Annotated in this window: 13 protein-coding genes; 3 read left to right on the plus strand and 10 right to left on the minus strand. The window is 57.5% G+C overall.

All coding sequences use genetic code 11. The features are described from left to right. The first annotated feature begins 95 nt into the window (after positions 1-95). Positions 96-299 (plus strand): DUF6316 family protein, encoded by a 204-nt coding sequence (locus KO499_RS01035; RefSeq protein ID WP_215981905.1) that lies wholly within the window; start codon positions 96-98, stop codon positions 297-299. Positions 300-317: 18 nt separating this feature from the next. Here the strand turns inward: KO499_RS01035 and KO499_RS01040 are convergent, their stop codons facing one another. The 8 genes from KO499_RS01040 to glyA all read right to left on the minus strand — a co-directional run bounded on the left by KO499_RS01040 (position 318) and on the right by glyA (position 6,946). After that, positions 318-845 (minus strand): phosphatidylglycerophosphatase A, encoded by a 528-nt coding sequence (locus tag KO499_RS01040; protein WP_215981906.1) that lies wholly within the window; start codon positions 843-845, stop codon positions 318-320. Beyond that, the gene (gene thiL, locus KO499_RS01045) at positions 842-1,798 is read right to left on the minus strand and encodes a thiamine-phosphate kinase (protein ID WP_215981907.1); all 957 of its coding nucleotides are present in this window, start codon (positions 1,796-1,798) and stop codon (positions 842-844) included. Before thiL ends, KO499_RS01040 begins: the two co-directional genes overlap by 4 nt. Positions 1,799-1,801: 3 nt before the next feature. Then, a complete protein-coding gene (gene nusB / locus KO499_RS01050) occupies positions 1,802-2,278 on the minus strand; it encodes a transcription antitermination factor NusB (RefSeq protein WP_215981908.1) in 477 nt (158 codons plus the stop codon). Next, on the minus strand, positions 2,278-2,754 hold the full coding sequence (ribE, locus tag KO499_RS01055) for a 6,7-dimethyl-8-ribityllumazine synthase (RefSeq protein ID WP_215981909.1): 477 nt from the start codon (positions 2,752-2,754) through the stop codon (positions 2,278-2,280). Before ribE ends, nusB begins: the two co-directional genes overlap by 1 nt. A gap of 47 nt (positions 2,755-2,801) precedes the next feature. Beyond that, positions 2,802-3,920 carry a bifunctional 3,4-dihydroxy-2-butanone-4-phosphate synthase/GTP cyclohydrolase II gene (ribBA, locus tag KO499_RS01060; protein ID WP_215981910.1) on the minus strand — a complete coding sequence of 373 codons (1,119 nt, stop codon included), beginning with the start codon at positions 3,918-3,920 and terminating at the stop codon, positions 2,802-2,804. A 64-nt stretch (positions 3,921-3,984) separates the two neighbouring features. Continuing rightward, on the minus strand, positions 3,985-5,100 hold the full coding sequence (ribD, locus tag KO499_RS01065; protein WP_215981911.1) for a bifunctional diaminohydroxyphosphoribosylaminopyrimidine deaminase/5-amino-6-(5-phosphoribosylamino)uracil reductase RibD: 1,116 nt from the start codon (positions 5,098-5,100) through the stop codon (positions 3,985-3,987). Beyond that, on the minus strand, positions 5,097-5,615 hold the full coding sequence (nrdR, locus tag KO499_RS01070) for a transcriptional regulator NrdR (protein ID WP_215981912.1): 519 nt from the start codon (positions 5,613-5,615) through the stop codon (positions 5,097-5,099). Before nrdR ends, ribD begins: the two co-directional genes overlap by 4 nt. Before the next feature lie 77 nt (positions 5,616-5,692). After that, positions 5,693-6,946 carry a serine hydroxymethyltransferase gene (gene glyA, locus KO499_RS01075; protein WP_215981913.1) on the minus strand — a complete coding sequence of 418 codons (1,254 nt, stop codon included), beginning with the start codon at positions 6,944-6,946 and terminating at the stop codon, positions 5,693-5,695. A 290-nt stretch (positions 6,947-7,236) separates the two neighbouring features. Between glyA and ettA the strand changes: the two genes are divergently transcribed. Both ettA and radA read left to right on the plus strand, forming a co-directional pair. Continuing rightward, positions 7,237-8,898 carry an energy-dependent translational throttle protein EttA gene (gene ettA / locus KO499_RS01080; RefSeq protein ID WP_215981914.1) on the plus strand — a complete coding sequence of 554 codons (1,662 nt, stop codon included), beginning with the start codon at positions 7,237-7,239 and terminating at the stop codon, positions 8,896-8,898. Then, complete coding sequence (gene radA, locus KO499_RS01085) at positions 8,898-10,274, plus strand: DNA repair protein RadA (RefSeq protein WP_215981915.1); 1,377 nt, start codon at positions 8,898-8,900, stop codon at positions 10,272-10,274. Before ettA ends, radA begins: the two co-directional genes overlap by 1 nt. Positions 10,275-10,280: 6 nt before the next feature. Here the strand turns inward: radA and KO499_RS01090 are convergent, their stop codons facing one another. Both KO499_RS01090 and hemE read right to left on the minus strand, forming a co-directional pair. Further along, positions 10,281-10,649 (minus strand): PilZ domain-containing protein, encoded by a 369-nt coding sequence (locus tag KO499_RS01090; protein ID WP_215981916.1) that lies wholly within the window; start codon positions 10,647-10,649, stop codon positions 10,281-10,283. Positions 10,650-10,790: 141 nt separating this feature from the next. Next, positions 10,791-11,855, minus strand: coding sequence for a uroporphyrinogen decarboxylase (hemE, locus tag KO499_RS01095; RefSeq protein ID WP_215981917.1), 1,065 nt, complete (start codon positions 11,853-11,855; stop codon positions 10,791-10,793). Between the last annotated feature and the right edge of the window lie 85 nt (positions 11,856-11,940).

The following is an 11,940-nucleotide window of genomic DNA, read 5'->3' on the forward strand; positions in this document are numbered from 1 at the left end:
ATTCGCCCTGAATTGGTTTAATTTTATACAGAATGACAAATATCAACGCGGAGCCCGAGAAGCAAAAACGAAAAGCGGGCGGCACAGGAGATGCCATGGAAACCCAGCACAGGACCGGAGAAGAGGGACGGGTCCCCTTCCGCAGCAGTCGTTTCTTCTGCGTAGGGAGCAAATGGTACTTCACCACCCGTGAAGGGTTTGACAGCGGACCTTTCGCCTCACGTGAGCGAGCAGAGGTTGGCCTTAAGCGGTTTCTTCATGTTGTCCGTATGTTGCCCGAAGAGCCGCAGCTTCACTGACCAGGTTCCTGAAGCCATCTAAACCATCACAGGTACCAGCCACCAGTCCACGGCCCACAAGCACACCAGCGCCATGAGACCGGCGATCACATCGTCCACCATGATCCCCAGCCCTCCAGGGAGATGCTGGTCCAACCAATTGATGGGCCAGGGTTTTGCAATATCAAACAGCCGAAAAAGAGCAAACGCGGACAATACCCCGTAAAGGTTGTCAGGGAACAAGCCAAGCGCAATCCACATTCCGACGAATTCGTCCCAGACAATACCGCCATGATCATGCACTTTGAGATCTTCAGCTGTCTTTCCGCACAACCAGATACCCACAAGGAAAGCAGCCAGAACCACCAGCCAGTAGCCCACAGGCGGCAACCAGGCAAACGCATACCAGATCGGGATCGCTGCAAGGCTGCCCCAGGTACCGGGCGCCCTCGCCGTTGCGCCACTGCCAAATCCGAATGCCAGCAGATGTACCGGATTTCGAAGAAAGCCCGGCGGCAATATCATTGCGGGAGTTTCGGGTTCCGAGGCCTGATCGTCTTGACTCATGATTCACTCCTGAAATGATCAAATCCCGAAGGCAAGGCTTCCAAAGCCCAGTGCTCACCATCGAGATACAAACCCGGCTCAGCTTCAACAGTGCCGATCAGCGTAACCTGGCTTTTCAATAATTCCGGTGCACGATCCCAGTTTTCCGCAGAAAAGCAAAGGCAAAGCTCGTAATCGTCCCCTGAACGCAATGCGTAATCTATGGCTCGACCTTCTTTAAGCCTGGAAAGAGCCGGAGAAAGCGGCAGTCGGTCGCTGTTGATCCGGGCACCGACTTCTGAAGCCGCAAGAATATGACCGAGATCAGCCAGCAAGCCATCAGAGATATCAATGGCGGCGCTGGCAAACTGACGCACAGCCTCTGCAAGATCCAGTCTTGGGCGGGGACGGTGGTAATGTTCCAGTACGGCGAGCATATCAGCCGAGGGCGCAGGGTCTGAAAGATAATCGAGGGCCGCGCCGGCGTTACCAAGGGTTCCAGAAACGGCTACCAGATCGCCGGGACGGGCCCCGGAACGCCGAACACCTTTCCCACTCTCCACGGTGCCATGTACCTGCACACTCAACGTTAGCGGGCCGGACGTAGTATCCCCGCCAGCCAATGCGAGACCGAATGCCTCACTGGCGCTTTTTAGCCCCCTCGAAAAACTTTCAAGCCAGCACTCATCGACAGCCGGCAATGTCAGCGCAAGCGTGAAACATTCCGGATCGGCGCCCATCGCGGCAAGATCACTGGCTGCTACCGCAAGAGCACGCCAACCCAGGTAGTCGGGACGATAGTTCCGGGGAAAGTGGACCCCCTCCACAAGGGCGTCCACGGAAAAGACAAGGTCCCGACCGGGAGGGATCCGCTGAATCGCGCAATCATCCCCGGGCCCCAGGAGTAGGGACCGGGATTCTCTTTGGCCCACCAGTGGAAGAAAATACCGCCGAATCAGATCAAACTCGCCCATCGGCTAGCGGGATCGGGTCTCGGCAAGCCGGAGGCGGCCGCTCAGCTTGTCGAGAATACTGTTCACAAACTTGTGCCCCTCTGTGCCACCAAAGCGTTTGGCCATTTCAATGCCTTCGTTGATGACGACCTTGTAGGGCACATCCAGCCGATGCTTCAACTCATAGGCGCCCAGACGGACAATGGCCATTTCAACCGGGTCCACCTCATGGATGGGACGGTCCAGAAACGGTTCAATCAGCTTATCCAGGTCACCCTGCTCCCGGTGCACGCCCCGCAGCAGATCCCGGAAATACAGCAGGTCTACCTTGCTCATGTCATTGTCGACCATGAACTCGGCTTCAATGTCAGAAATCGCAGTCTTGCTGAAATGACGCTGATACAACCCCTGCATTGCCAGAGCCCTGGCTCTGCGTCGATCACCGGCTTTTGGTTGGCCGGACGATGCCGGCCTCGGTGATGTACCTTCAGTTTCGCTCATTACTCACCCAGCTTTTTGAAAAGGCTGACCATTTCAAGGGCCGTGATGGCCGCTTCAGCGCCTTTGTTACCGGCCTTGGTGCCCGAGCGCTCAATGGCCTGCTCAATAGAATCCACCGTCAGTACGCCGAAGGTCACGGGCACATCGGTATCCAGGCTCACGGCGCCAAGACCACTGGAGGCTTCACCCGCAACGTATTCGAAATGCGGCGTTCCGCCACGGATGACGGCACCCAGGGCGATAATAGCGTCAAAATTGCCCGTTTCGGCAACACGCTTGACCGCCAGAGGCATTTCATAGGCCCCGGGCACACGGACGATAGTAACATTGTCATCAGAAATACCGTGTCGGCGCAGGGTATCCAGAGCTCCTTCCACCAGGCTTTCCACAACAAAGCCGTTGAACCGGCCCACGACCAGCGCATAACGCCCGGTACATCCGGTAAAATCACCTTCAATTACTCTGATATCTGCCATCGATGGCTCCTTCGCGGGTCGCGGCAACATGGCTGCGACCAGGTTTATCATTCAGGGGTATAGGGAACGTATTCAACAACTTCCAGATCGAAACCGGAAATGGCTGAGAATTTAATGGGCGGGCTCAGCAGGCGCATCTGCCCAACGCCTATGTCCCGCAGAATCTGGGAGCCAGTACCCACAGTGAAATAGACACCGGAACTACCCTTGCTGGAGGAGGCCCCTTTACCTTCATCAAAGAACTTGTGGATACGATCTTCCAGATTATAGCTGTCCTCGGCGCTGTTCAGCAGAACGACCGCACCCTTGCCTTCTGCCGCCACTTTTTCCAGAGCGTGGTGCAGCGGCCAGCTTCGTGAATCCTTTCGGCGAGCCCCCAGAAGATCCCGCAGGGTGTCGGTGATGTGGACCCGGACATAGGCCGGCTCATCGGGAGAAATCTCCCCCATCACCATGGCCAGATGCGTCGCCCCCTGAATGTTGTCCCGGTAGGTACGAAGTCTGAAAACGCCGTATTCGGTATCCAGATCATTCTCTTCAACGCACTCTACGGTGCGTTCGTTCATGGTTCGATAATGAATCAGGTCGGCAATGGTACCGATCTTGAGGTTGTGCTCTTCTGCAAACAACTCCAGGTCTTCCCGACGGGCCATGGAGCCGTCGTCATTCATGATCTCACAAATAACACCAGCTGGTTCGCAACCCGCCAGGGACGCAAGGTCGCAGGATGCTTCCGTATGACCGGCCCGGCTCAGAACCCCGCCCGGATCAGACATCAACGGGAAAATATGACCAGGCTGGACCAGGTCACTGGCTTTGGCATCACGTGCTACCGCCGCCTGAACCGTGCGCGCGCGATCTGCGGCCGAAATGCCCGTGGTCACGCCTACAGCCGCCTCGATAGAGAGGGTAAACTTGGTTCCGAACCCGGAGGCATTCTGCTGGACCATCAACGGCAGACCCAGTTGCTCACAGCGGCCCCGGGTCATGGGCATACAGATCAGGCCACGGCCAAATCGGGCCATGAAGTTGATAGCTTCGGCCGTACAATGCTCAGCAGCCATGACGAGATCGCCCTCGTTCTCGCGATCTTCGTCATCCATCAGTATGACCATTTTGCCCTGACGGATATCTTCAATAATGTCTTCAATGCTGTTCAGTGCCATATGGTTTTGCACCCTTGCGGAGTTCCGGCTGGTTTTGGCCACCAGACTACCCTGAGTTTATTGATTACCGGCGAACGAGGATCAGGCGCTGATCCTCCCCCACCTGGCGTCGATCCAGGACCTTCCATTGTACTTTATCTGCCATGGTTTCCAGTGGCAGGTGTGCGGTCGGCCGGCCAGTGCTACCAAGGAAAACTGGCGCCTGATAAAGCCAGAGTTCGTCGACCAGTTTTTCGCTGATAAACGTGCCAGCGAGTGTCGGACCCGCCTCTACCAGCAACTCATTGATCCCAAGCTCGCCTAGGGAGTCCAACAGTTCAGCCAGGTCGATGCCGTTGTCTTTCCAGGCGACACCGGTCAGGCTGATCCCCAGAGCCGCCAGGTCCTGAGCCGGCGCAGTAGCCAGTGTTGACGACGCGCAGAACACCTGGACATTCCCGCCCTGCAGGATCTTTGCCGAAGACGGTGAACGTGCATCCCGGTCGGCAATCACCCGCAGGGGCTGCCTGGAGGGCTCTGTCGCATCGCCGATATCACCCAGATCCTCGCGCCGAACCGTCAACGAAGGGTCATCGGCGAGGACCGTACCCACACCCGTGAGAATGGCATCACTGATCGCTCTCAGGCGTTGGACATCCCGGCGAGCCTCAGGGCCGGTTATCCACTGACTCTCGCCCGAGGCCATCGCCGTCCGGCCATCCAGACTTGCAGCCATTTTCAATCGCACCCAGGGGCGGCCGGTATTCATACGCTTCATGAACCCCGGATTCAGGCGACCGGCCTCGTCCGCCAGCAGCCCTTCCGTGACACGCACTCCGGCTTCCCTGAGCATATCCAGCCCGCGACCGGATACCGATGGGTTCGGATCTTTGGTTGCCGCATAGACATGAGCTATACCCGCATCAATCAATGCTCTCGCACAAGGCGGGGTACGGCCGAAATGGCTGCAGGGCTCCAGTGTCACATACGCTGTCGCGCCACGCGCCTCGGGACCTGCCTGGCTCAAAGCACGAATTTCGGCATGAGCTTCCCCGGCACGTTCGTGCCAACCCTCACCCAGCACCAGATCTCCACGGGCGATAACGCAACCAACCCGGGGGTTGGGATGAGTAGAGTAGCGACCACGCCAGGCAAGCTGGACAGCTCGCGCCATCATGGCCCTGTCGCGGTTTTCGATCATGCTTTTCCTTCGGGAGCGTGGTTATCGGCCAACGCTTTGGCGACATCAACAGCAGCTTCGCCATTGCTAGCCGACAGCCTCTCGATCTCTTCCTTGAACTCGTTGATATCCTGAAAGCTCCGATATACTGAAGCGAAACGAACGTAAGCAACTTTGTCCAACTGACGCAACTCAGTCATTACCTCTTCACCCAACTGCATCGATTTCACTTCCCGCTCGCCAGTCGCCCGCAAACGGTATTTGATCCGGTTGAGCGCAGCATCAATCTGCTCAATACTGACGGGCCGCTTCTCCAGGGCCTTCATCAGTCCCGAGCGCAGCTTTTCTTCATCAAACGGCTGGCGGGTGCCGTCCTGCTTAACGACGCGCGGCATTACCAGTTCAGCAGACTCGAACGTGGTAAAACGCTCACGGCACGACAGACATTCCCTGCGGCGACGCACCTGATCACCCTCAGCCACCAGCCGCGAGTCAATCACCTTGGTATCTGCTTCACCACAGAAGGGACAATGCATAGTCGGGAACTCCGAAGAGGAAGCCGGGCCAACTGATTGGCCCGGCGGGTCATGCCTGTAACCTGGCTACAAGACAATCAGCCATACACAGGGAAACGTGCGCACAGAGCACTCACCTGTTCACGAACCCGGCTGTTTACCGCCTCATCGTCAAGGTTATCGAGGATATCGCAGATCCAGCCAGCCAGATCGCGGCACTCGGATTCACCAAAACCGCGGGTGGTGATCGCCGGAGTACCAATGCGCAGACCGGATGTGACAAATGGCGAGCGGGGATCGTTGGGAACCGCGTTTTTGTTCACGGTGATATGAGCCCGGCCAAGAGCAGCATCAGCATCTTTACCGGTGATGTCCTGTTTGATCAGGCTGACCAGGAACAGGTGGTTCTTTGTGCCACCAGACACCACGTCATAGCCGCGATCTACAAATACCTGAGCCATGGCAGAGGCATTCTTGACGACCTGTTGCTGGTAAACCTTGAACTCGTCGCTCATGGCTTCCTTGAAGCAAATAGCCTTGGCGGCGATTACGTGCATCAACGGACCACCCTGACCGCCCGGGAACACCGCAGAGTTCAGCTTCTTGTGAAGATCGGCGTCATCACAGGCCAGAATCAGGCCGCCACGGGGACCGCGCAGGGTCTTGTGGGTCGTGGTTGCAACCACGTGGGCGTGGGGAACCGGGTCCGGGTAAACACCGGCAGCAACAAGGCCCGCGACATGAGCCATGTCAACGAACAGATAGGCGCCAACCTTGTCAGCAATCTCGCGGAAGCGGGCAAAATCCAGTTCCTGTGAGTAGGCTGAGAAACCGGCAATAACCATTTTCGGCTTATGCTCAACCGCCAGCGCTTCCACTTCGTCGTAATCAATCAGGCCGGTTTCCGGGTTCAGGCCATACTGAACGGCATGATAGATCTTGCCGGAAAAGTTTACGCTGGCACCGTGGGTCAGGTGACCACCGTGAGCCAGGCTCATACCGAGCACGGTATCGCCGGGCTTCAGCAGCGCCATAAACACCGCAGAGTTAGCCTGGGAGCCGGAATGCGGCTGAACGTTCGCGTAGGCTGCACCAAACAGTTCTTTGGCACGCTCAATCGCCAGATCTTCAGCGATATCGACAAACTCACAACCGCCGTAGTAGCGCTTGCCCGGATAGCCTTCCGCGTATTTATTGGTCAGCACGCTGCCCTGGGCTTCCATCACCCGGGGGCTGGTGTAATTCTCAGACGCGATCAGCTCGATGTGAGCTTCCTGGCGTTTCTCTTCCGCCTGCATGGCGTTCCAGAGCTCGTCGTCAAAGCCGGCGATTTTCATTTCACGATTAAACATGGATGCGCTGCCCCTGTGTGCTTGGCTGGCCCGGAGAGGTTTGAGAATCTCCGCAGGCTCCCTGAAAAATTGGGCCGCTATTCTATCTTACAAACGGGTAAAAAATCATCCTTTATACCGTCCGCAGATACCGGCATGCGGCCAACTCCGGTTTCTGCTCAATTGCTATCACCGATGGGTTTCGATACCTTACCGGGTCAACAGCACGCAGTCCTATCGAGGGAGGTCCAGCCGACCTCGCCACCAGCATTCGAATTCACGAACCTGTTTTTAAAGAGGTTTACGCCAACATGGCCCAATACGTATACACCATGAACCGCGTGGGCAAGGTTGTACCGCCCAAGCGCGAGATCCTGAAAGACATCTCACTGAGCTTCTTCCCCGGCGCCAAGATCGGCGTTCTGGGCTTGAACGGTGCCGGTAAATCCACCCTGCTCCGCATTATGGCGGGCGTTGACCAGGATTACATCGGAGAAGCCCGTCCACAGCCCGGCATTAATGTAGGCTATCTGCCCCAGGAGCCAGAGCTCGACGAGGAGAAAACCGTCAAGGAAATCGTCGACGAAGCCGTTTCTGGCGTTCATGACGCTCTGGCTGAACTGGACCAGGTTTACGCGGCCTATGCCGAACCCGATGCAGATTTCGACGCGCTCGCCAAGAAACAGGGTCAACTGGAAGCCTACATTCAGGCCACTGACGGGCACGACATCGAGCGCAAGATGAACGTCGCCGCAGACGCTCTGCGACTTCCACCATGGGATCAGCAGGTCAAAGTACTGTCTGGCGGTGAGCGCCGCCGCGTTGCCCTGTGCCGCCTGCTGCTGTCGGGGCCGGACATGCTGCTGCTTGACGAGCCTACCAACCACCTGGATGCCGAATCCGTAGCGTGGCTCGAGCGCTTCCTGCACGATTACGAAGGCACCGTGGTTGCGATTACCCACGACCGATACTTCCTGGATAACGTCGCGGGCTGGATCCTGGAACTGGACCGTGGCCACGGCATACCGTTTGAAGGCAACTATAGTCAGTGGCTGGAGAACAAGGAAAAGCGTCTGGAGATGGAGTCCAAACAGGAAGCCTCTCATCAGAAAGCCATCAAGCAGGAGCTGGAGTGGGTTCGCAGCAATGCTAAAGGGCGCCAGTCCAAGAGCAAGGCCCGCCTGGCCCGCTTTGAGGAAATGAGCTCCCAGGAATTCCAGAAGCGTAACGAAACCAATGAGCTGTACATTCCGCCCGGACCACGTCTTGGCAACAAGGTGATTGAGGTAGACGGAATCAGCAAGTCCTTCGGGGATCGCCTGCTTTATGAAAACGTGTCGTTCAGTGTGCCGCCGGGTGCCATTGTGGGCATTATCGGTGGTAACGGGGCCGGCAAATCCACCCTGTTCAAGATGATTGGGGGTTACGACACGCCCGATTCAGGCGACATCACCGTCGGCGAAACAGTGGAACTCGCCTACGTGGACCAGATGCGCGATCTGGACGGCAGCAAGACTGTCTGGGAAGAGCTCTCTGATGGCAACGACATCATCAAGGTCGGCAACTACGAGACACCTTCCAGGGCCTACGTTGGCCGCTTCAACTTCAAGGGCAGCGACCAGCAGAAGCGGGTTGGCGACCTGTCTGGCGGCGAACGCAACCGTCTGCACCTGGCCAAGCTGCTGAAACAGGGCGGCAACGTGTTGCTGCTGGACGAACCAACCAACGATCTGGACGTGGAAACCCTGCGGGCCCTGGAAGAGGCCCTGCTCAATTTCCCGGGCTCAGCTCTGGTGATCTCGCACGACCGCTGGTTCCTGGACCGGGTAGCCAGCCACATCCTGGCGTTTGAGGATGATGGAGAGGTCGTGTACTTCGAGGGCAACTTCACGGAGTACGACGAGGACTTCAAGAAGCGCAAAGGGGATTCTGCGATGCAGCCCCAGCGCATGAAGTACAAGAAGCTGGCCTGATGGCAAAAGCCAAAACCGCATATGTCTGCACCGAATGCGGTGCAGACTATTCCAAATGGCAGGGCCAGTGCACAGCCTGCCAGGCCTGGAATACCATCAGCGAAGTCCGTGGCGTCAGCAGCAATGCCAAAGGTGCCCGTGGCGCCCGCTTCGAGGGATTCGCCGGCAGCTTGTCGGAAGTCCAGAGCCTGGATGATGTCAGCCTGGCAGAGCAGCCCCGTATCAGCTCCGGTATGCAGGAGTTTGACCGGGTTCTGGGCGGAGGTCTCGTCGAGGGCTCGGCTGTTCTGATGGGCGGCCATCCGGGCGCAGGCAAGAGTACCCTTCTGCTTCAGGCGGTCTGCCATCTCGCCGCCAGTGTCCCCGCTCTGTACGTCACCGGCGAGGAATCTCTTCAGCAGGTCGCCATGCGAGCCAAACGGCTCGGATTACCCACCAGCGATCTGAAGATGCTGTCTGAAACCAGTGTTGAACGCGTCATGCAGGTCGCCGAGGCGGAGAAGCCCCGAATTCTGGTCGTAGACAGTATCCAGGTGATGCATGTAGCGGACATCGAGTCCGCACCCGGCAGTGTCTCCCAAGTGCGCGAAAGCGCCGCCTATCTGACGCGCTTCGCCAAACAGACCGGCACCATTTTGTTCCTCGTCGGCCATGTCACCAAAGACGGCAGTCTGGCCGGCCCGAAAGTCCTGGAGCACATGATCGATTGCTCCATTCTTCTGGAAGGTTCCAGCGACAGCCGTTATCGCACTCTGCGCGGCATCAAGAACCGCTTTGGTGCGGTCAATGAACTCGGCGTGTTTGCCATGCTCGAGCAAGGCCTGAAGGAAGTGAAGAATCCCAGCGCCATATTCCTGAATCGCGGTGAAGAAGCGGCGCCCGGTAGCGTAGTCATGGTGGTCTGGGAAGGCACACGCCCAATGCTCGTGGAGATCCAGGCCCTGGTGGACATGGCTCAGGGGGGGTATCCGAGAAGGGTGGCGGTTGGCCTGGACCAGAACCGGCTAGCCATGCTGCTCGCGGTCCTGCACCGGCACGGAGGAATGCACGTGTCAGACCAGGACGTCTTCGTGAACGTGGTTGGCGGTGTGAAAGTCAATGAAACCAGCGCAGACCTGGCCCTGCTGGCCGCGATCGTTTCCTCCTTCCGCGACCGTGCCCTGCCCCAGGATCTGGTGATATTCGGCGAAGTTGGCCTCTCCGGTGAAATCCGTCCGGTTCCCAGCGGCCAGGAACGAATCTACGAAGCAGCAAAACACGGCTTTACCCGCGCTCTGGTGCCGAAACCCAATGCACCACGCAAGGCAATTGAGGGTATGAAGGTGATTCCTGTAACCAAGCTCAGTGACGCGCTCACGGCACTGGAAGAACTCTGATCGCGCTTACTCGATAAGATGGGCAAACTCTCGTTCGAGCAACGCCTGGTCACCCAGGTTCAGCTCAACGAGGCGTTTCAGGTGGGTCGCACTTTCAAGGTCAATGTACTGACATGTAAACCCAAGTCTGTGCGGCTCTACATGCCGCAGCTCTACAGCCATCACAATGCCCGCCTCATCGTCGTTGAGGTGAACAATCACTTCACAGGGTTGCTTTAGCGGCACATCCCACTCTTCCGGTCGCTTGACCAGAACGCCTTTCAAGGATATATCCAGTACCTCGGTCTTCCAGACCAACTCCTGACAGTGAAGCTCGCACGGCGCGTCGAATTCGATCCGGTGGAATCGGCGTTTTTCGGAAGTCTTGGTGGGCAAGTGAATGCTCCTGTTTGACCGTCTTGTTTTAACTGACTATAGACCGGACAGAAGATTGCATCCAGAGGAGTTTTCGGGTTGAAGGGATTCCGGATCAGGGTACGCCTCGCGCGCCCTGATCCGATCGACGGAATCAAAGGCTCAGCGGTGGTATTCCGGGCTTAACTCAACAACCGCCTCAATAAATGCCCTGGCGTGCTCCGGATCCACATCCGGTGTAATGCCGTGGCCAAGGTTGAAGATATGGCCGGCACCGGAACCAAACCGCCGCAGGATATCCGCCACTTCCTGCCGGATCCGCTCGGGCGGCGCGTAGAGCATGGCAGGATCCATATTGCCCTGAAGAGCCACTTGATCGCCGATACGGGCGCGAGCACTGCCAATGTCCGTGGTCCAGTCCAGGCCCACAGCATCGGCACCGGAATCGGCAATGGATTCCAGCCACTGCCCGCCGTTCTTGGTGAACAGAATGACCGGCACCCGGCGCCCCTCATTTTCACGAATCAGACCTGCGACGATCTTCTTCATATAACGGAGTGAGAACTCCTCATAGGCCCAGCTACTCAGCACGCCTCCCCAGGTATCGAAGATCTGGACCGCCTGAGCGCCAGCCTTGATCTGACCATTCAGATAGTCGATCACCGCATCCGCCAGATGGTCCAGCAATCGATGCATGACCTCAGGTTGGCCGTACATCAGCTTCTTCGCTTCCCGGAAATCCTTTGAAGAACCGCCTTCAATCATATAGGTGGCCAAGGTCCACGGACTACCGGAAAAACCAATCAGGGGCACACTACCGTTCAGGGCGCCACGAATGGTGGACACCGCATTCATGACGTAGTCCAGATCCACCTCTGCATTGATCTTCGGCAGCGCCGCGACGTCCGCCTCAGAACGAATCGTGTTGCGGAATTTTGGCCCCTCACCGGTTTCGAAGTACAGGCCCAGGCCAAGGGCATCCGGGATGGTCAGGATGTCGGAAAACAGAATAGCCGCGTCCAGAGGAAACCGCTCAAGAGGCTGCAGAGTTACTTCACAGGCCAGAGGCGTGTTCTTGCACAAACTGAGGAAGTCGCCCGCCCTGGCTCTCGTCGCGCGGTATTCCGGCAGGTATCGACCTGCCTGGCGCATCATCCATACCGGTGTTCGGTCAACGGGCTGGCGCATCAGCGCGCGCAGGAAACGGTCATTCTTCAGCTCGGTCATAGAAGGTCCAGTGTGTTCTGTACAATGGAGAAAGTGTGACGGGAAGCCATAATACCCGGTTTGTGCGAATAAAAAAGGGCGGCTT

This window comes from Marinobacter sp. F3R08, assembly GCF_018860425.1.
Taxonomy (GTDB): Bacteria; Pseudomonadota; Gammaproteobacteria; order Pseudomonadales; family Oleiphilaceae; genus Marinobacter.